The organism is Paenibacillus sp. FSL R5-0749, assembly GCF_038595085.1.
Classification (GTDB): Bacteria; Bacillota; Bacilli; order Paenibacillales; family Paenibacillaceae; genus Paenibacillus.
On the sequence record NZ_CP152005.1, the window covers coordinates 5921553 to 5943003 of the forward strand.

Below are 21451 nucleotides of genomic sequence, written 5' to 3' on the forward strand. Positions count from 1 at the left end.
ACGTATCCGTGTCTTCGGGGGCTTTCTTATAGAAACTCTTTTGTTCGTTTATCCTCTAACCCTGTGGGTTCAAAAGGCGTACAAGTTCGTCCTCATCCTCTATCGTTGGAATACCGAGATCATGGGCTTTGGTTAGTTTACTACCTGCCTTCTCTCCGGCAATAACCAAATCTGTCTTTTTCGATACACTGCCAGTCACCTTCGCTCCGAGCGCTTCCAGTCTCTGCGTCGCCTCTTCCCGCGTCAATTGGTGCAGCGTTCCGGTCAGGACGACCGTTTTACCACTGAAGAAGGAATCTTCCACAACAACAACTTCTGACACCTCAGGTGCCTGGGCTTTCACACCCAAGTTGAGCATCTTCTCAATCGCAGCCTGTGTAAACGGATCTGCAAAGAAAGTTACGATACTCTCCGCCACAATACCACCAACGTCAGGTAGTTCAACCAATTCTTCTACAGTTGCATTCATAATGGCGTGCAGATCTCGGTAATGATCCGCAAGCATACGTGTGGTAGATTTACCTGTGTTCGGAATACCCAGTGAGTATAGGAACGAAGCCAGATCACGATCCTTACTGAGCTCTAGCGCAGCGAGAAGGTTGTTCGCTTTCTTTTCGCCAAACCGTTCCAGCTTCACCAGATCATCAAACTGTAACGTATACAGGTCAGCAGGCTCACGCACGTTCAATTCATCGTACAGCTGAATCGCTGTTTTCTCACTGAATGTCTCAATGTCCATGGCATCACGGGAAGCAAAATGGGAAATACGCGCCACCGTCTGTGGTTTACATGCCAGTCTGTTGTTACAGAACAGGTGCGCTCCACGTTGCTCGAGCGGGAATCCACATGCTGGGCACTGCTCAGGGAAGACGATCTCCTCGCCATCACTTTCCTCAGTCACTTTACCCAAAATTTCTGGAATGACATCATTGGAGCGGCGAATAAAGACCCGAGTGCCCAGAGCGAACTTCAGATTTTTGCGCTCAATATCGCCAACATTGTTCAGGGTACAGTTCTGTACCGTTACCCCGGCAAGTTCAACCGGTTCTACGCGTGCCAGCGGAGTTACTTTGCCAGTACGTCCCACATTCCATACCACAGCATTAAGAACTGTCGTGGTCTCTTCTGCCTCGAATTTATATGCCACTGCCCAGCGAGGGAATTTATCGGTATAACCCAATACCTCGCGGGTACGCATGTCTGTAATTTTGATAACAGCTCCATCGATCAGATAGTCTAACTGACCCCGGTTCTCCTGAATCGCAGCCAATTGTTCCATCACATCATCAAACTCATGGAAATAAGTAATCGATGGATTCACCTTGAAACGGTTCTCACGCAAAAAATCCATCATCTGCTGATGATTGGCGAACTGAATGTCATCCGAATAACCTACGTTATAGAAATAAGCATTCAGTCTACGCTCAGCCGTCGCCTTTGGATTCAGGTTACGCAGTGCTCCCGCTGCTGCATTCCGCGCATTCTTGAGCGGTTCTGCCGCTGTCTCGTTGTATCGCTCCAGGACAGACAGGTTCATGATACCTTCACCCTGTACTTCAATTGTGCCGCTTGTGTAAGGGATTTTGAGCGGAACCGATCTGATCGTTCTTACTTGAGCCAAAATACCTTCGCCTACTGTACCGTTCCCTCGTGTAGAGGCTTGCACCAACTCACCGTTGGTGTACGTCAGGTTCAGCGTCAATCCGTCAAACTTCAACTCAATGACATAACCTGGTTCCGGTAAAGGCGTATCGGGATTTTTACTGTTATAATCATTAATCAGTTTCAGTACACGGGTATTCCAGCTGCGCAGCTGCTCAATATTTTGCGCTTTGTCCAGACTCCATAATGGGGATAAATGGCGATGTGGGGTAAATCCCTTGAGCAGTTCACCACCCACACGCTGTGTTGGAGAATCAGGCAGAACCATGCCGCTTTCCTGTTCCAGCGTAACCAGTTCGTCGTACAGAAGATCATACTCCTTATCGCTGATCTGTGGCTGATCCATCGTGTAGTACTGATAATTATGCTGGTTCAGCTCGGTAACGAGTTGCTCCATCCGGTGCATCGGGTCCATACAGGGCCATCCCTCCGTTAATTTGATCTATATATGTAGAACGAACACTCCTATTGCACTTGAACAACGATAACAGAATAACTTTTCAATCACTGGTGTCACTATATAATTTCAATTCATGATTACCCACACTGACACTCCGATAACAGAACAACTTTCCGATCGCTGTTATCCCCAGATTTCTTTTAATTCATGTTAAAAGGTAGAAATCAGGGGATAAAGGCGAACGCGTAGCTTCTACAAGTTATTTCTGTTCTCTCCGTTACCGTGCCGATGTTACATTGAATTTATACAGATTTCTAATCATATCAGTCAAGTCAAGCTTAGAAATGACATGACAAAAACGATGAAGATGCTTAAGAAGCAGTTTTCCTTAGAAAAGTTATTTCTGTTCTCTCCGTTTTCGTGCAAAAGGAGGTTTCGTTCTTATTCTACTTTGGTAATCGGGGCAAAACCGGCAAGCAAACGTTTCACGCCAACCGGAGCCGGGAATGCAATCTGCAGTTCGGTGTCATTCCCTGTCCCTTTGACTGCAACAATCGTGCCTGTCCCCCATTTGCCATGCTGCACTTTGTCTCCTGCCTTAAACCCAGCTTCACCATTCGAAGCTGCCGGCTTGGAAGCAGATGATGGCGTAGAGTATGTCGGGCGGGAAGTACTTGTAGTCACACGCGAAGTTGGCGTGGATGAGGTAGCAGATGAACCACTCTTGCTTTGGTGATCAAAGAGCTTGGTACCACCACCGAAGTTACTTCCTCCACTAGAACCTAGTCCACGTCCACCATATGAGCCGCCTCCGCTACTGCCACGACGGTAACGATCACGAGCCATGGAGGTGTCTTCCTTCAGCTCATCCGGAATTTCGTCCAGGAAGCGGGAAGGTGGATTTGCGGTGGTGCGTCCAAACAAGGTACGCATCTGGGCACACGACAGGAAAAGTTGCTCTTCCGCACGGGTGATCCCTACATATGCAAGTCGGCGTTCTTCTTCCAGCTCTTCATTATCCATAAAAGCACGGCTGTGCGGGAAGACTCCTTCCTCCATACCCACGATAAAGACAACCGGGAACTCCAGACCTTTGGCACTGTGCATGGTCATCAGGGTAACCGCATCGCTCTGATCCTCTTCATCATCGTTCATGCTGTCGATGTCCGCAATCAATGCAAGATCGGTGAGGAACGATACGAGCGTTTTGTCTTCATTATTTTTCTCAAATTCCATGGTTACCGACAGGAACTCATCAATGTTCTCGAGCCGTGCACGAGATTCGAGTGTATTTTCATTTTGCATCTCAAGACGATATTGACTCATCTCAAGGATCTTCTCGGTTAATTCAGTTACAGACAGATATTCTACCATCTGATGCAACGCAGCAATCATGTCATAGAACTCCACCAACGCATTACGCGTACGTCCAGCAAAACCAAGATCATCCACAACCTGTAGCACGCGGAAAATGGAAATTCCACGCTCTCCTGCCGCAGCCGCCAGCTTCGCAACTGTTGTATCCCCGATGCTACGCTTCGGTACATTAATGATCCGGGTAAGGCTGATATCATCGTCGGGGTTGGATAACAGGCGCAGATACGCCAGAATGTCCTTGATCTCTTTACGATCATAGAACTTGATGCCGCCGACAATCTGATACGGAATATCAGACTTGATCAGAATTTCCTCTATAACCCGGGACTGGGCATTGGTACGGTATAAAATCGCATGGTTCTGATAGGATTTGCCGTTCTTCACATTTTTACTAATCTCGGAGGTTACAAAGTACCCCTCATCATGTTCGGAATCCGCACGGTACACCTTGATCTTCGAACCGCCCTCTTTGTCCGTCCACAGTTTCTTCGGTTTACGCCCTGTATTCAGGCCGATCACTTCATTCGCTGCATTCAGGATATTGGACGTAGAACGATAGTTCTGTTCCAGCAAAATCGTATTTGCTTCTGGATAGTCTTTCTCAAAGTTCAGGATATTGCTGATATCGGCCCCGCGCCAGCGATAGATCGACTGGTCACTATCCCCTACAACACAGATGCGGTGGTGACTGTCAGCAAGCATGCGGCACAGCATGTACTGTGCACGGTTCGTATCCTGATACTCGTCCACGTGAATATACTGGAATTTCTTTTGATAAAAGTCGAGGACTTCCGGTACTTCCTTGAACAGTTGAATCGTCTGCATAATAAGATCATCGAAATCGAGTGAGTTGTTGGCTCTTAACCGTTTCTGATACATCTTATATATTTTGGCTACAATACCCTCGAAATAGTCTCCTGCCTGCTTCTCATATTGCTCCGGACTGATCAGTTCATTCTTGGCCGTACTCATCATCGATTGAACTGCTTTGGGTTCAAATTTCTTGGTATCAATATTCTGGTCTTTCATACAGCTGCGAATAACAGATAATTGGTCCGATGAGTCCAGAATACTGAAGTTGGAGGTGAAGCCAATACGTTCAATATCTCGGCGCAAAATACGCACGCACATGGAGTGGAACGTGGATACCCAAATGTCGCGGCCCTGGGAGCCACCTACGAGTTGGGAAACCCGATCCTGCATCTCACGAGCGGCTTTGTTCGTAAAGGTAATCGCTAAAATGCCCCACGGAGGTGCTTTCCGTGTTGCAATGAGATAGGCAATCCGGTGTGTCAGCACCCGGGTCTTGCCGGAGCCCGCTCCGGCCATAATCAGCAGCGGGCCATCCGTCGCCTCGACGGCTTGCCGTTGAGGGGTGTTAAGCCGTGCAACGGCATCATGTATATTTACAGGTTGCATGCATGCATGCTCCTTTCGTTGGTTGGTCTATAAAGCAAAATTAATAGGTTACACTCGTCACTCCGATGACAGAATAATCTTCCGATCGCTGTTATTCCCGGATTTTTCGATCTACTTTTTCAAAGGTGAAAATCCGGTAATAAAGGCGAACGCTCCGCTTCTCCAGCTTATTTCTGTCCTCTTCGTTCTCGTGTAAAAATTAGTTTAGCTTATATTTAAGGGTAGTAAAAAAAAAGAGAAAACTTCGTTTTTGTGTAAACATAGTTCCTTTATACGAATTTCCTACTCGTGTAAACGACATTACGCTCATATAACTTCTTAAACTTAGTAAGGGCAAAGTTCTATTTTAACAGATCATAAGGGGAAAATGGGGGAATGGTAAACTAAACCGATTAAATGGTTCCTTTTACAGCCAGCACCGTCTCAAGTGCCTTATTCAAATCGCTGTACACAATGTTGCCTACCACGATGGTATCTGCAACCTGAGCAGCTTGCGCGGCTTTCTCCGGATCATCAATTCCGCCGCCGTAGATGAGATGTGCCCGCTCCAATTGTCCGTGTGTCTCACCAACAAGCTCCATATCTCCGAACGTTCCGCTGTACTCCATGTATACAATAGGAAGATGGAGCAGACGTTCCGCAGCCTGGGCATATGCCACCGCAGCTCCTGTCGTCAAATCCGTATCCGCACCCGTCAACCGCGCTACCGTGGAGTTTGCATTAAGCACAATATAACCCTCGGCAATCAACAGATCCCATGGGATCAGATAACCGTAACGCTCTATAGCCTTCTGGTGGTGCCCAATCATCCATTTGCTGTCCGTTGCATTCAGCACCATCGGGATCAGATATCCGTCAAACCCGGGAACAACAGCCTCCAGATCGGATACTTCAAGCACACAGGGCAGCTCATAGCGACGCACACGGGACATCAGGTCTACCGTGTTATCATAAGTAATTCCTGAAGATCCACCGACGATAATTGCATCGGTCCCCGACATGCAGACCTGATCAAGTTCTTCGTCCGTAATCTCCCGGTCCGGGTCAAGCTTAAATACATGTCTCCACTGCTTAATCATGTCTATCAACGAACATTCCTCCAGAGGTTCTTCTGCATCCTAGAAAGCTTGTAAACTAAGTCTAAGTCAGCAGACAGTGAGTGTCAATGTTCGTATAAAAAGGGGAACAGAAAATCACAGACATTTCCCTGTTCTGGTATGGAAAAGCCTGTGATTTGGATTTTGTAATGATTGTAATTACGACATTTTACGGTTTCCAGGCAAACCGTGTATTCATCTCATCCAGTTCCTGCTCCGTCAGCACGTCCGAGTAAACCCCATACACACCCCACTTCTCATAGTTAGCCACCTGTTCAGTGTCATTGATGGTGTGCACGTAAGTAACTGAGCCTGCACTATTAAGCTTGGCGACAAAATTCTGGTTTACTTTATATTCCGGCATGGTCACGGCATCAATATCATTTTTTTGCACAAAATCAACAACCTGATCTTCTGTATCCTGTGTGGCGTATAACGTATAGATAATGGAAGGGAATGCATAGACTTCTTTCACCGTTTCAAGCATGGGTTCGTTGTAGATCTGTACAACCACGCGATCAAGCACGGAGGGATCATGTTCTTTGGCAGCATCCACGAGGGATCTTAACACCTGCTGTATATCTTCATCCTTCTGTTCTTTGGTATCGGTTACGATATACATATCCGGGTATTTAGCCAGTACATCTATAATGCCGTCGGCATCCATGGGTTGGTACATACCCAGAATAGGCGTATTCATGAACTCATCATGTGTCAGCGCCCCGGCTTGTTTTTCCTCGGGAAGCTCTTGGTCCTGTCCTAGCATTTTGCTCATATTAGCGGTCCACTCATGTCTGGCTACGGCTTTGCGATCCGAGGTCAGCATAAAGTCGATCTCAAAAACACGTGTGCCTTTCTCGTAATTGGCAATCATCGCTTCATAGGCGTTGGTATATGGTTGATCCCGAATGCTGCCCATCGCATGGGCAATTAATCTATAAGCGGTAAATCCGTCCCGTTGTTCCTCACTCTCGCTTTCATAGGCGAAAAAGAGTGTTCCTACGGTAACGATCAGTAGTATTAACACGGCGGCAATGCGTTTCATATCACATTCACATCCTCAGTACCTTTTTGTTAGCTAACTACCCGAATTGAGGAGATGTAAAACAAAATAGCCGCTTGAAGGCGGCTGTTAAATAGAGGATATATTTTAGATAAATAGCGGACCATCAACATGCTCAGTCCTTTTGCTGTACACTCAACTCATTCAAAAATGCAATCAGCGCCTCACGCCAGTGTCTCAGAGGTTGCAGACCGTTCGTTCGAATCGCCAAATGATCCATGACCGAGTATGCAGGACGAGGGGCAGGACGCGGAAACTGTTCAGTTGCGCATGGTGTAAGTTCGGCTGTAGGCTCGAATACACTCTGCTTACTGGCTTCTTCTCTTATTACCTTTGCAAACTCGTACCATGTGCAAGTTCCTGAATTGGAAGCATGATAGATGCCATACTTTTCACTTACGGAAAGGAGATGGATGAATCGGGCAAGATCCACCGTATAGGTAGGTGAACCTTGTTGGTCATGAACCACTTGAAGTTGTGGACGCTTCACCATAAGTTCCAGCATGGTTTTGACAAAATTACTGCCATGCACGCCAAACACCCATGATGTTCGAATGATAAACCATTGCGTACACAAACTTTGAACCAGCCGTTCCCCGGCAAGCTTCGACTTGCCATAAACACTCTGTGGATTCGTTACATCGTACTCCTGGTATGGTGTGCTCCCGCTCCCATCGAATACATAATCGGTACTGATATATACCAGCTTTGCTTTCACACTCTCGGCGGCAACTGCAATATTTCTAGTACCTGATGCATTGATTGCGAATGCTGTATCCTCATCTGCCTCAGCCTGATCGACAGCCGTAAAAGCAGCGCAATGAATAATGATGTGCGGTCGGAACGTTGTAATTATATCTGTGCACTGCTGTTGATCGGTAATATCCATCTGCTTCTTGTCACAGGCCAATACCTGATGACCCTCTGCTTCGAAGGTCTTCACCACATCATAACCCAGCTGTCCGGCTGCGCCAGTCACCATAACTCTATAATTCATTTGGATGAATCACCCATCCGTTTACCGTACTGAAGCTGAACATAGTCCTGATATGTGCCTGATTGAATTCTCGTCCACCAGTCTTGATGCTTCAGATACCATTGGATCGTCTCCTTGATCCCTGTCTCAAAATTGTGGGCGGGTTGCCAGCCAAGCTCTGTACGTATCTTGGTAGGATCTATACCGTAACGTCGGTCATGTCCCAACCGATCTTGTACATATTGTATCAAACTCGCTGGCTTACCCAGTTGCTCCAATACGCTCTCCACAATGTATATATTAGTACGTTCATTATTACCACCAATGTTGTACACTTCTCCAGATTGTCCATTATGAATTACCAGATCAATCGCGCTACAGTGATCCTCGACATAAAGCCAGTCACGAATATTGAGCCCGTCACCATATACCGGAATGGCTTCATCATTCAATGCCCGGGATATAATCAGCGGAATCAGTTTCTCCGGGAATTGAAAAGGCCCATAGTTATTGGAGCAACGTGTAATATTTACGGGAAGTCCAAATGTTTCATGATAGGCTCTTACAAGCAGGTCCCCGCCAGCTTTACTTGCAGAGTAAGGACTGTTTGGCATCAAAGGTGTATTTTCAGTAAATAAACCCGTTGGACCTAGTGATCCATATACCTCATCCGTCGATACCTGAACAAATTTGGTGACTTGATACTTCTTGGCCGCATCCAGCAGAACCTGAGTACCCATCACATTGGTACGTACAAAGATATCCGGGGACAGAATACTTCGATCCACATGAGACTCGGCAGCGAAATTCACAACCACATCGATGCCTTGGGAAAAAACAGTTTCCATCTGCTGTACATCTGCAATATCTGCTTGGATGAAGGTATATCGGGGATTGGACTCTACCGTATGCAAGTTCTCCAAGTTCCCCGCATACGTTAATGCATCCACATTGATAATCTCATAACTCGGATGTTCACGAAGCATATATAGCACAAAGTTGCTGCCGATAAATCCGGCCCCACCCGTAACCAGTAGTTTCATGCTGTCACTCTCCCTCTGCCTCCAGATACAGAAGTATCTGAATAGTCTGATTAATTAGTCGAAATTCAGTTCAGCATCTTTCAGTAAAGGATGCTTCTGATCCTTCTCCGATAATATAGGTTGCGTCACAGGCCAATCAATGGCGAGTGCCGGATCGTTCCACAGAATTCCACGGTCATGTTCAGGAGAATAATAGGCGTCTACCTTATAAGTTACCTGGGAATGAGGCACCAAGGTACAGAATCCATGAGCAAAGCCTTGAGGAACAAGCAGCTGCCGCTGGTTGTACTCACTTAAAATGACACTTTTCCATTGGCCAAAAGTGGGGGATGAAGTGCGGACATCCACGATCACATCATATATAGCCCCAGATATAACCCTCACCAATTTAGTTTGCGCTTTGGGCTGAAGCTGGTAATGAAGCCCACGTAAAACACCTGCTTCAGCCGACAAGGATTGATTGTCCTGAATAAAGACGTGCTGTATCCCCTGTTCATGCAGAACCTGCTCATTATAACTCTCCATAAAATATCCACGGTGATCACCATAAATCTTGGGTTCCAAGATGGCAGCGCCATCCATAAACAGCGGAAGTACCTTCATGACATCCCTCCGTTTTGCTGTTGACATCATTTCTTCATATTGACTATGTATATGTAAAGTGTAAGGTAAGTGTTTGTTCATTGGCCTGTATAATCCTCATATTTCCCCTTCCATAAAATAAATTAAAGCCCAGCCGCGATATCATTCTTCGGCTGGACTTCAAGGACATGCAGTAACCAATTATTGACCCTTTACAACCTGTTCCAAATACTTCAAAAGATCTTTCCGCAGATCCGGGCGCTGCAATGCGTAGTGAATCGACGTTTCGATAAAACCCAACTTCTCACCAACATCATGACGCAGTCCATCAAAATGATACGCGATAATCTGCCGCTGTTCATTCAATCGGGACAAGGCATCCGTGAGCTGAATTTCGCCCCCAACGCCAGCAGATTGTTGACCTAGTATTTCAAAAATATCCGGTGTAAGAATGTAACGTCCCATAATAGCCAGGTTGGATGGAGAATCTTCAGTTTTTGGTTTCTCAATTAGGCGGCGAGCACGAAAGACACGATCATCGGTAGGGGTCAACAACTCTCCGTCCACAATCCCGTAGCGAGATACCTCATTCCAATCAACTGGCTGTACACCAACAATCGGAGATTGCAATTCATCGTAGACCTCGATCATCTGCTTCAGACAGGGATGGTCCGATTCCACGATGTCGTCCCCTAGCAGGACGGCAAAAGGCTCGTTGCCGATAAACTTGCGGGCGCACCAGATGGCGTGACCAAGTCCCTTCGGTTCCTTTTGACGGATATAATGGATATCTGCCATCTCGGAGGGTTTACGTACTTCGTTAAGCAAGTCCCACTTCTGTTTGTCCGCCAGGTTCTGCTCCAGCTCAAACGAATAGTCGAAGTGATCTTCGATGGCCCGCTTTCCTTTACCTGTCACAATAATGATATCTTCAATACCTGAAGCAACGGCTTCTTCAATAATGTACTGGATCGTTGGCTTGTCCACGATGGGCAGCATTTCCTTAGGCATCGCCTTGGTGGCAGGCAGAAACCGGGTACCCAGCCCTGCGGCTGGAATAATCGCTTTGCGAATACGCACACGAACCCACTCCTTTTGCTAAACAAGTTGAACTAAAAGTTATTTACACTGACACTACGATAACAGAACAACCTTCCGATCGCTGTTATCCCCCGATTTTTTAATTCACTTTTACAAAGGTTAAAATCTGGTGATAACATATGCTTCCGATGCAGCTTTCTTTCAGAAAGCTTTTAGGCGAAGTCTACGCTTTCGAAGTAGCTTTCTTGCAGAAAGCTTGTAGCTCCGCTTCTCCAGTTTTTTCTGTCCTCTACGTTTCTCGTGTAAATCATTAGTCCATCTTGTATAGTTTCATATATTTAATGATTCTTATTGCTACGATGCTTGGACTTCATTATACCATCAACAATTCGCGAATATCCTGTTCGGATAAGGTTGTTGATCCGCCGTCTCCCGGCTCAATCACTTCGGCAATCAAGTCCTTCTTCCGTTGCTGGAGTTCCAGAATCTTCTCTTCGATTGTACCTTCGGTAACCAAGCGGATGACTTGCACCACCTGTTTTTGTCCCATACGATGGGCACGACCAATCGCCTGCTCTTCCACCGCGGGATTCCACCACAGATCATATAATATAACGGTATCTGCACCTGTTAAGTTTAATCCGGTACCGCCAGCTTTCAGGGAGATTAAGAACAGTTCAGCTTCACCCTCATTAAATCTGTGACACATCTCGACACGGCTCTGCGCAGGGGTCTGACCATCGAGGTAAAACAGGTTTTTTCCCTGTGCCGCGAGTGTCTGACGAATCAGGTTCAACATGCTCGCGAATTGGGAGAAAATAAGAATACGTTTGCCTGCGGCCAAACAATCCTCGACCGTTTCAAGCAACTGCTCCATTTTCCCAGAATCGCCTTGATAGCCTTCGACAAAGAGGGCCGGATGGCAGCACAACTGACGCAAACGGGTGATGCCTGCTAGAATTTTGATACGATTCTTCTGGAATCCATTATCCTCCATGTCCTTCGATGCTTCATCCTGAAGCTGGGAAAGGTATGCAGCGTACAGTTTCTTCTGTTCAACCGTAAGCTCCGACCGCTGTACCGTTTCAATCCGATCAGGCAATTCTTCCAGCACATCCTTTTTCAGACGGCGCAAAATAAACGGACGTACCATCCGCGAGATCCGTTCCGGTGGAAGGTCGCGGAATCTTCTGTAGCTTGGAAACAGTCCAGGGAATACCGCTTCGAAAATGGACCACAATTCATCCAGCGAGTTCTCCACAGGTGTGCCTGTGAGTGCAAAACGGCGCGGTGCCTGAATTTGTTTCACTGCCTGTGCAGTCTGGGAAGAAGCATTTTTAATCGCCTGAGCTTCATCCAGAATGAGTGTATGAAATGTTCGGCCAAGGTAGGTGTCCAGATCCCGACGTAACAAAGGATACGATGTAACAATCACATCTACCTCATCCATGCCTGAAAGCATATTGGCTCGTTCTTCTTTCTGCCCGGCTGCGATCAAGACGTTCAGATGCGGGGCAAACCTCGCAAACTCATTCGCCCAGTTATAGGTCAGCGAAGCAGGGGCCACGACAAGTACCGGAGGATGAATAACCTTCGTTCGGACCGTCAATCCATCCTGCTGCATCGTGGACCATGAGCCATCCGTATTCTCTGAAGTCATCTTATCCAAAGGGAGCCCAGTTTCGGGATCAATGCCGGCAGTCGCCAACGTTTCACCGCCCCATAATGAGCCACTCTCCCGGTATTTATCAACGTCCGCATTGTCCGTATTGTACTCGGGCTTCTCTTGAAGTACCGCTGTGATATAGGCGATACTTTGCAACGTTTTGCCAAGTCCCATATCATCCGCGAGAATGCCGCCAAACCGATAATAAGCGAGGGTACGCAGCCACTGGTATCCGCTGTTCTGATAATCCCGTAGGATGGGGGTCAATGCTTTTGGTAATGCAAAATCCATCCGCTCGGGATCTCGGAGATCATCGAGGAAACGTTTCAGGGAGCCTCCCCACTTCACATGACCAGAAACCTCATCCCTGCCTGGCAATTGCAACGCCCGAACAGCTGGCAGCCGGATATGGCTGCTCTTGATGTCATCTGCTCCAAGTCCAAGCGAATCAGCCATGTGAGCGAAGCTGTCTGCACCTTCATTTTCAAGCGAGAGAAAGACACCGCTCTTGAGACGGAAATATGGTTTCTTTTCCACAATGCGGCGCATGAGTTCCTGAAGTTCCTCTTCGTCCACACCTTCCATCTCGAATGAAATCTCCAGCCAGTCCAATCCTCTTCCCAAATCTGCTCGTACTTTCGGCGGTGTTGGATAGGATTGCACCATCGCCTTCACGGCATTTGGCATATAGATCTCGACCTGTTTCTCAAGCTCAGGCAACAGATGATACATGACATCATAGATCGCATCTTCGCGTTCGCTCGCCCAGACACTACCCTCCCTTTCGAGAAAGGATCGATCAAGCCGTTCAATCAAGTTTCGCTCTTTGTATCGATCACGCACCAAAATAACCTTTTTCTCTTCTTCATCTATCAAGTACTCTGCCAGCGGATTAATAACCATGACCTCATAGTCGAATTCCAGACGCGCTGTAATACGTTCACGGTAGAAGTCGATGTATAACTTCGGTCTAAGTTCCGGTTCCGCGATCTGTTCACGCACCTGCGAATCAATGGACAGATGTCCAAGCGTACGCAGTTCAGGCACAACATGCTGCACAAATTCATCCACCTGTTGGGTCGAAATATCAATGCTCTCCTTAATCCCATATGAAGTGAGTGCCGCACTCAAGTCCTCCAGACTTCGCATCTGCATCGGCTCCAACATGTGCAACTGTCCTTCCACCACAGCAGCATCATAAGCAGGGAGAAGAATCAGCTCACGCAGTCCGGAAATCTCAAGCTGATACCCTTCATTCGTTCCCTGGGCAATCCGGTAAAATAAAGGCAATACACCCTCACCGAGTGTGAGTGGTCCATTGGCAAATCCTGTACCCTCCATCCGACTGTCGGCCTGTAGTAGCAATTCCAGCAATGGCTTCCATACGAGCGGAGCAATCAGTATATCCCGTCCGTCCGACGCTCCCAAATAACCGGAAATGGATTGGCGATATGCTTCTTCACTCTGCCTCATTCGAATGAGCATTGAGAGAATGGCCTGATCCTGCGGAGTGAACACATGCATCAATGGATCATAGTGGAACAGCTTGGTAAATGCCATCGGCTCGCCCTTTTCGATGCAATTCAGGAACTGCTTTACTTTCTGCACCACATACAGACGTTTGTTACCCACTTTCAATTCAAGAGCAAGTTTCCCACCACCCTTGTGAACCTGTGTCAGCTTGCATATAAACTGGACCTGCAATTCTTCCCGCAGGGAGGAACGGCTGACAGGAGCCGTGTACTTACGATCATTTCCATGCAGTGGTCTCCGATCCTTGGCAAACATGGACAGAATCTGATCTGCCGTACGGTACGAAGGTTTATCTGCCGAGCGGCCCCACCCCGAAGCTGAACTTGGACGACCTGCTTGGGCAAAGTGAACGGGCGGATGCTCTGAAGGATCATCCAGTTGCTCTCGTTGTGAATAAGACTGGGGGCGCTCCCACTTGCTCTCTTCGACCAGCGTCCCAACCCTGGACTTGGAACCTATGCTAGAACCGGTATTGACGCCTTGACCTGTAGCAGATTGAGCAGGCTTCCCAGATTCAATTGTGATATTACGCTCCTGTTGCTCACCCCATTCGTGAATAGCCAACAGGACAGCAGCCACATGTTTACAATAGTCATAATGCCTGCCGTCACCCGGACAACTGCAGCCTGCCACAACCTCTCCCGTTTCATCTATATCCACCGTCACCTGATAGCGCTCCGATCCACGTACCTGTGCTTCATAATGAAGCTGATCCTTACTGACCACCAGATTGGTCACCCTGCCAGATTGGTTATAATCTTCTCCGCGCTTGAATGCCGTGACCCCGCACAGCAATTTGATATCCATAATTGTGAATGGCGCCACGCTTCTTCGCCTCCTGTGTCATGATGTAAAAAAACCCCAAGAGCTCCTTGAAGCAGAGATTGGGGTTCCTTCATGCTGTAACTGTTGTTGTACCATACAATCTAATTATTTCACCAATTGACCACGTGTAACGCCCAGTTGGTTCGTTGCTTTGAGTGTTTTCCACACTTGTGTACCACTGATCTCACCGCGCAATGCACGGTTGTACAGATCAATGACTTCGCGCACCTGATCCGGTGTCTCTTCCAGGAACTCCACACGGTAACGCGATACACCCAGATCCATAAAGTTAGTCAGGTACTCTGCACCTGACTGCTCCACTGCATTGTATACCGTATTGCGGCAACCTTCATCCACACGTACCGGGTGGGACATACCAATTCGGTCTTGCAGAGATGCACGTTGTTCCTCACAAGGACGACCACAGTTCGTATAGTCCGTTCCTTCACTCATAAACGTACAATACACACAGTGCTCGGTATGGAACATCGGTAGATGCTGATGGATAACCACTTCGGTCTGACTTGTACGGGAGTGACCCAGCAAATCAACCATTTGTTGAATGTTCAGGTCATAGGATGGCGTAATCCAGTCACATCCGGCTTCCAGGAACAATTCAACGGCTTTGTGATTGGCGATGTTCAATGAGAAGTCGCCGATCAGTTCCGGGTGCGTTGCGTCCGGGTTTTCCATACGGTGGCGCAGGTAGAAGTACAGTGCACCTGTATTACGTACCAATACCGCATCCGGCTTCAGACGCAAGATATTGTTGTGATAGCCGTTCTCCCCAGGCATGTGAATACGCGGTGTTGCCAGCGCGATCTTGCGACCAGCGGCATGCACAGCTTCCACAGCTGCCGGGAACTGCTTGATAAACTCGAAGTCGGCATAGATCATGCTGATTCCGGCTTCAATCGCTGCCTCCACTTGTGGCAGGCTGCGACAGAGCGCGGTCAACTCGGCTTGACCGCGAGCGACTGGCGATGCCGGTTTAACCGAATCGCCGTACACATCGACCGCCCGTTTCACGTAGACAGGTGGTTTAGGACGTTCACCCGCAAGTTGTTCTACAGCCTGACGGCGAATGTTATTCAACTCGCGCATCGGGATGATGACATCACCGTGCAAGTTGACGTCCATTCCCTCCAACTGGAACACGGTGCCTCCCAGACGTCCGAACTGCTCTTCGAGCAATTCATGTGTCATTGGACGCTTCTGTGCAATGTCCAGTTCCATCTCGGAATCAATCCGGACAGTCGTACCTTTCTGCACGTCTGTCCACCACGTGCTAAGCGGCTGGCCTGGGCTGCCGATGACCTTCACCTTCACGGGGAATACACGGAACGGTTTCTCGGTCTCAAAGCTTTGACGCAGACGTTTGTCCAGCGCCGGGTCATTCGTTTTCCACACTTTGTCGCCAACTTTCACGCGCCGCAGATCCACGTCACTGCGGCCTGGCACAACGTCAACGATCCAGCCCTCTTCGGCTTCGCCTTCGAGTTTTACACCTTTGCGACGCACATCGTATACCCGTCCGCCTTCTTCCTTCTTCGTTGGGTCTCCAGCGTCAAATACGATCCCGTCTCCACGTTTCACGGGTGCATCCAGCTTCAGGACCACACCATCGCGCAACACTTGATCTACACGACCAAGGTAGACGCCACGGCTTTTCGGGAATGTTCCATCCACCAGTTCTTTGTTATTCGTACCGCTCAGGAAACCATGCGTGAATCCACGGGAGAAGCTTTGCTGCAATTCGCGAACTTCTTCCTTGCTTGGCGGTGTGTTATCTCCATCAAAATAACGGTCAATCGCTTTACGATATTTGCTTACCACGTTCGCTACGTATTCCGGCGTTTTGAGACGTCCTTCAATTTTGAAAGAAGTCACTCCTGCTTCGATCAGTTCCGGCATCAGGTCAATCGCTGCCAGATCCTTCGGAGACAACAGATAGGCTACATCACCCATCGGCTTGTGCACTCCATCCACCATTAGATCGTATGGAAGACGACAAGCTTGTGCGCACTCCCCGCGGTTCGCCGAACGTCCTCCCCACATTTCGGAAGTCAGACATTGCCCCGAGTATGAGACACACAGCGCACCGTGAACAAATACTTCCATGGGAAGCTTCGCCTGTTCGCCGATTTTCTGAATCTGCTTCAGATTGTTCTCCCGTCCCAGAACGACACGTTCCATATCAAACGGCTTCGTAAACTCGACCGCTTCCGGTGACGTAATCGTCATCTGTGTTGAACCGTGAATCGGGAAATCCGGCGAGATCTCGCGGATCATCTTCACCAGACCCAAATCCTGAACAATTACAGCGTCTACACCTGCATCGACACATGCATCAATCAGTTCTTTGGCATCCGTCAATTCATTTTCAAAAATCAATATATTAAAGGTCAAGAAACCTTTTACGCCATAACTGTGCAAAAACGCCATAATCTCCGGCAGCTCGTCCATGCGGAAATTGTTCGCCCGTGCCCGTGCATTAAACTTTTCGACTCCGAAGAAAATTGCATCTGCGCCATTGGCTACCGCCGAACGCATACAATCCCAGTCACCAGCAGGTGCCAGAAGTTCAACGTCTTCTCTTCGTATTGTTGCTGTTTTCATGTAGATCCTCCCCATAGCCGGCTATCCGCCGGATTTCATCCCTATATCCTTAAGCGCCTGAACATACTAATCTTGAGACTGCACCTTATCGGGTACACCTGCATTGTCAAAGTATTACCATATCTATCTATTATGTCTGTATTGCCTGAACTCCAAGCTTACAGTCATTCATATTTACCAGATCAGCAGTCATAACTCCTGAACTAGTATAGTGTACCACTTCTGCACCGACTCTTCTACGTTTTCCTGAAAAAACCGTTTACCATTTTCATTTCCAGCACGACGAAAAACCGAAAGGTCATTAGACCCTCCGGCTTCACTACAATTTTATTTAATAAAAGTAAATGAGTTCACTGCTTTTTCCAAGGCTGCCGCCTGAACTTCTGTCTTGTTGGCATCATTCAGACCACTTGTGATCGTATAGGTCGTTCCGTCCTTTTCAAACACGATCTGGCGACCCGCATATGGCACGCCTTTGTCTAGCTCATGATACGTGAAGGAAAATGCAGGCACACCTGCAAACGTCAGTTCCTCACTACGAAGCAGCTGAAAGTTTTTCCGCGTTTTGGTGGCTTCAGCGTAAGCTTCTCTCAGTTGACTGACCGTCATCTCGATCGACTTGTCCTCGCTCGCCGCAATGGAGAATTCTCCGCCCGTGAAGGTGTATACCACAGGTGAATACTCGAATCGATCACTGTAAGGCGTCCAGTAACGGGGGATATCCACACTGTATTTATAACGTTTGGACGTACGTGTAAGTGTCTTCGTTTTGTCTGTCAAATACGGATCTTCATCCAGCTGACCGAAATTATCGGCAACCGTATCAAAATCAATCTCGACACTCTTCATAATCCGTTCAAACCATGCCCGATCAGCATTTTGCTCTTCCGGGAATGTATACTCTGCATAATATCGATACCCATTCTTCTGCAAAAGAACATCGAACTCGGTCTGCCAGCCGCCGCCAAAGTTATAACGGAATTCATTCACCTCGGCAGTCTCTCCCGAGATATCCATCGTATATGAGCCAATTGGCTCATAACTCTCTGGTGTAAATGTCTCGCGCATCCACTTATCCAGTTGGCCGCTCCAGTCTTTGACCGTTGTACCTGCCTTCGCCGAAGTGACACGCCATTGCAGATATGCACCATCTTTGGCTTCATAGGTCATCTGATTGTTGTCCATCGACCAGCCGGCAGGAATCTTCAATTCAATACCATAGTCATCATTCCATGCGGAGCGCATGCCGTTATCTACAGTGGAGAGATCCTTGATCGTTCGATCCGATTCCGCATAGGTTGGCTGGAATGAATTGAGCAGCCCTGCACGTTTGCCCAGATCCTTATAATTCAGGGCTTCGTAATCTGCGAGGTACACATCATATTGACGGCCCTCGTTCAGATACTGACGCATCTCCCACAACATGCCATCTACATCTTTCACAATGATGCGTGCATAAGGCGTTTTACCTTTCGACACCGCTTCACGATCCAGCACCGTATCTCCCGATTGTTTGGCCTCCTGGACAAGTTGCTGCAACAAATCATCCGCATCCAGAGCCACGTCCTGATCGCTGACGTACACCTCAAGATAATAACTGTTGTCCGCAGCGCCAAAAGTCATCATGCGCTCCTGCTCACCGGTCTGGAAAACCATAAGGTCTGCCGGATAGTTAATGGACCAGCCGTAAAAGCTGTTGCCAATTCTGGTTTTGCCTTCATCAGGATGAAGGCCGTCCTCATCGTCTACCGAATCATCGGTTTGCAACAGACGAATCACCATTTCTCCGGAACTGTTCGGAGCTAGCGTTGCTCCAATCCCGGCGGCAACCGGACGAAGTGGAACCATAAGTACGCCATTCACCATCTTCGGAGCGGCACCCATCTCATGCTTTACACCATCTACCCAGGCAATTGAACTGCCAATCGTTAGGGTAACCGTGTGCGGACCTTCCTTGATTTTGACAATATCATTTTTCTCCAGCCGGATTTCACTGCCAAATGCTTTTTTGAATACACCGACAGGTACCATCGTCACACCCTTGATCTTGTAAGGTTTGGCTATGGCCTGCTTATCACCGTTAATATAAGCGCTCGTGCTGCCCGCTTTGACCCGTAATTCACTTGTCGTCAGATCAGATGCCCATACAGGTAATGCCGCTCCAATGGTCAGCATCCCGGTTAATACACCTGTGCTTAGCACACGTATCCATGACTTTTTCATTCCGTTCTTTCGTCCTCTCTCCATCCGGGCTGATCGCCGGGCTTTATTGTTCTTCATCTGCAAGGAACGCTTCATCTTCCTCGTCTACGATGTCTGCGCGATCAGCAAGTACCAACGTGCGGGTGACGATATCGCCATCCGATTGCATCAATAGCTTTACCTTTTGCCCAGGCAGATACGTTTTGAGCAGCTCATTGATATCTACTACAGAGGAGACACGCGTACCTGCCACACTATAGATGAAGTCTCCCTCTTTGATTTTGGCTTTCTTCGCTTCAGGAGACAGTACACCCGTGATCGTTAAAGGATCCTCTGTAGGAAGGCCCACAATCGCAGACCAGCTTTCTTCCAGCTGTAATCCCAGACTTGCACGTTTTATTTTGCCATATTTAAAAAACTGATCGATGATGTATTGAACGGTATCCACCGGAATCGAAAATCCCAAACTCTCTACGCCGACCGCAGAAAATTTCATGGAATTGATACCGACGACTTCACCCTTCAGGTTGACCAACGGTCCTCCGCTATTTCCTGGGTTAATGGCCGTGTCGGTCTGAATTAACCGATAGGTCGCCTCAACACCACGATTCAAGCCGCTAATGACCCCTACCGTTGCCGAGTTGCGCAAAGAAAAGGAAATCGGCGTACCTAAGGCAATCACCGTTTCACCAACAGAGGTTTGTGAAGCTTTGGCGAAACTTGCCGGTTTGAGTGATTTGGCATTGATTTTGATTAGTGCCAGATCACTGAGTGCATCACTGTATGTTTTCGTAATTTTGTATGTATTGCCATCCGTCGTTACGACCACAGGGTTTGTTAATCCATCCACCACATGGGCATTCGTTACGATCCATCCGTTGGACCGGATAATAACACCTGTGCCATGTGCAAGATTATATCGGTTGTCTGATGATGCACCTTCCTGCACTTCGGTAGATTTCCCAATAATGCCTACAACCGAAGGGGATACCTTTTCGATCACTTTGGGAATGGCTTCACTTCCCTTGTACGTGTACGTTCCGGATTTGGCATCATATTGTCCACTTCCACCAACTGCCTTGAGCAGATCCTTGGTGTTCACGTAGACTTGACCGTCCACCACTTTCGCTTGCATTGCCGCTTTGGATTCAGCCGCACCGGCCGTTGCCGCTACACTAATCGAGAGTACAGCAGCCATCAGTATGGCTATTCCCTTTTTACCCAACACGCTCATATTCTCACCTGACCCTCTCTATACATCCTTCTTGCGCGACTCGACATCGGATTCATCGCTGAATCTATTTTCTCTTTCTCTCATCTGCAATTCCGGTATCCTTCAATGTATCATACAAAATCTGGATATACAATTGTTTTAAGTCCTATTTTAGTAGAGAAGATAGAATCTTGATTAACAGCTCAGTATAAACGAAAAAAAACACCCTCCATGTCTCCCGTGGAAAGTGTTTCTTCATACCTCTTTTAGAGGTTGTTCAATAAGTTCGCTTTTGATTACGAAGGATGCCTAGTGGCATCATCAGCATCGAAGTTGAAATTCAGCCGAAATGTCCGTTGCTCACGTAGTTTGCCTACGCTCCGCTACTCCATTTCTAGCTTCATTCCATCTTCTCGGCACTGAAAACCGATCTTTTTGAACATGCACTAATCGCTTATATATCCTTCACTTCAGTGGCCTTTCTACTGAGCAAACCAACCGGTTATCATTGCATAATCCGTCATCAAAAATACAAGCAGACTGACTACTGCAAATCCGATCGCAAACAGATTCTTCTTCGGTGCCCGAAGAAGCCGAACGACTCCGATGAAAATCAGGATCGTAAATAAGATGACAAAAATATCAAATGCATTAAAATTCGATGTACTCGCCGTGGCAGCTTCTGCAAACAGCATGGATAGACAGACCTCCTTACCATAGTTGAACAGCTAAC

At 47.7% G+C, this 21451-nt stretch carries 13 protein-coding genes; all 13 read right to left on the minus strand.

Translation table 11 applies throughout. From position 1 onward, the window contains the following. Nucleotides 1-55: 55 nt before the first annotated feature. Complete coding sequence (ligA, locus tag MKY85_RS26630; protein WP_342571144.1) at nucleotides 56-2077, minus strand: NAD-dependent DNA ligase LigA; 2022 nt, start codon at nucleotides 2075-2077, stop codon at nucleotides 56-58. A gap of 426 nt (nucleotides 2078-2503) precedes the next feature. Then, nucleotides 2504-4858 (minus strand): DNA helicase PcrA, encoded by a 2355-nt coding sequence (pcrA, locus tag MKY85_RS26635; protein WP_339238044.1) that lies wholly within the window; start codon nucleotides 4856-4858, stop codon nucleotides 2504-2506. A 392-nt stretch (nucleotides 4859-5250) separates the two neighbouring features. Next, complete coding sequence (locus MKY85_RS26640) at nucleotides 5251-5946, minus strand: heptaprenylglyceryl phosphate synthase (protein WP_342571146.1); 696 nt, start codon at nucleotides 5944-5946, stop codon at nucleotides 5251-5253. 178 nt (nucleotides 5947-6124) lie between these two features. Further along, nucleotides 6125-7000 carry a phosphatidylinositol-specific phospholipase C/glycerophosphodiester phosphodiesterase family protein gene (locus MKY85_RS26645; protein ID WP_339238048.1) on the minus strand — a complete coding sequence of 292 codons (876 nt, stop codon included), beginning with the start codon at nucleotides 6998-7000 and terminating at the stop codon, nucleotides 6125-6127. A gap of 133 nt (nucleotides 7001-7133) precedes the next feature. Further along, a complete protein-coding gene (gene rfbD, locus MKY85_RS26650; RefSeq protein WP_342571147.1) occupies nucleotides 7134-8015 on the minus strand; it encodes a dTDP-4-dehydrorhamnose reductase in 882 nt (293 codons plus the stop codon). Then, on the minus strand, nucleotides 8012-9037 hold the full coding sequence (rfbB, locus tag MKY85_RS26655; RefSeq protein WP_339238052.1) for a dTDP-glucose 4,6-dehydratase: 1026 nt from the start codon (nucleotides 9035-9037) through the stop codon (nucleotides 8012-8014). The genes rfbD and rfbB overlap by 4 nt, the downstream gene beginning before the upstream one ends. Nucleotides 9038-9091: 54 nt before the next feature. Then, nucleotides 9092-9640 (minus strand): dTDP-4-dehydrorhamnose 3,5-epimerase, encoded by a 549-nt coding sequence (rfbC, locus tag MKY85_RS26660; protein ID WP_339257591.1) that lies wholly within the window; start codon nucleotides 9638-9640, stop codon nucleotides 9092-9094. Between the two features lie 180 nt (nucleotides 9641-9820). Then, the gene (gene galU, locus MKY85_RS26665) at nucleotides 9821-10699 is read right to left on the minus strand and encodes a UTP--glucose-1-phosphate uridylyltransferase GalU (RefSeq protein ID WP_339257593.1); all 879 of its coding nucleotides are present in this window, start codon (nucleotides 10697-10699) and stop codon (nucleotides 9821-9823) included. Between the two features lie 334 nt (nucleotides 10700-11033). Continuing rightward, nucleotides 11034-14684 (minus strand): DEAD/DEAH box helicase, encoded by a 3651-nt coding sequence (locus MKY85_RS26670; RefSeq protein ID WP_342571148.1) that lies wholly within the window; start codon nucleotides 14682-14684, stop codon nucleotides 11034-11036. A 105-nt stretch (nucleotides 14685-14789) separates the two neighbouring features. Then, nucleotides 14790-17303 (minus strand): DUF3656 domain-containing protein, encoded by a 2514-nt coding sequence (locus tag MKY85_RS26675; protein ID WP_342571150.1) that lies wholly within the window; start codon nucleotides 17301-17303, stop codon nucleotides 14790-14792. A gap of 327 nt (nucleotides 17304-17630) precedes the next feature. Beyond that, nucleotides 17631-19526 carry a stalk domain-containing protein gene (locus MKY85_RS26680; protein ID WP_342571151.1) on the minus strand — a complete coding sequence of 632 codons (1896 nt, stop codon included), beginning with the start codon at nucleotides 19524-19526 and terminating at the stop codon, nucleotides 17631-17633. A gap of 43 nt (nucleotides 19527-19569) precedes the next feature. After that, nucleotides 19570-20739 carry a trypsin-like peptidase domain-containing protein gene (locus MKY85_RS26685; RefSeq protein WP_342571152.1) on the minus strand — a complete coding sequence of 390 codons (1170 nt, stop codon included), beginning with the start codon at nucleotides 20737-20739 and terminating at the stop codon, nucleotides 19570-19572. 461 nt (nucleotides 20740-21200) lie between these two features. Continuing rightward, on the minus strand, nucleotides 21201-21413 hold the full coding sequence (locus MKY85_RS26690) for a hypothetical protein (protein WP_017692026.1): 213 nt from the start codon (nucleotides 21411-21413) through the stop codon (nucleotides 21201-21203). Nucleotides 21414-21451: the final 38 nt, after the last annotated feature.

Coding starts and splice junctions, on each gene's coding strand:
- ligA (WP_342571144.1), bottom strand. CDS start 2,077: ATGGACCCGATGCACCGGATGGAGCAACTCGTTACCGAGCTGAACCAG.
- pcrA (WP_339238044.1), bottom strand. CDS start 4,858: ATGCAACCTGTAAATATACATGATGCCGTTGCACGGCTTAACACCCCT.
- MKY85_RS26645 (WP_339238048.1), bottom strand. CDS start 7,000: ATGAAACGCATTGCCGCCGTGTTAATACTACTGATCGTTACCGTAGGA.
- rfbD (WP_342571147.1), bottom strand. CDS start 8,015: ATGAATTATAGAGTTATGGTGACTGGCGCAGCCGGACAGCTGGGTTAT.
- rfbB (WP_339238052.1), bottom strand. CDS start 9,037: ATGAAACTACTGGTTACGGGTGGGGCCGGATTTATCGGCAGCAACTTT.
- rfbC (WP_339257591.1), bottom strand. CDS start 9,640: ATGAAGGTACTTCCGCTGTTTATGGATGGCGCTGCCATCTTGGAACCC.
- MKY85_RS26675 (WP_342571150.1), bottom strand. CDS start 17,303: ATGAAAACAGCAACAATACGAAGAGAAGACGTTGAACTTCTGGCACCT.
- MKY85_RS26680 (WP_342571151.1), bottom strand. CDS start 19,526: ATGAAAAAGTCATGGATACGTGTGCTAAGCACAGGTGTATTAACCGGG.
- MKY85_RS26685 (WP_342571152.1), bottom strand. CDS start 20,739: ATGAGCGTGTTGGGTAAAAAGGGAATAGCCATACTGATGGCTGCTGTA.
- MKY85_RS26690 (WP_017692026.1), bottom strand. CDS start 21,413: ATGCTGTTTGCAGAAGCTGCCACGGCGAGTACATCGAATTTTAATGCA.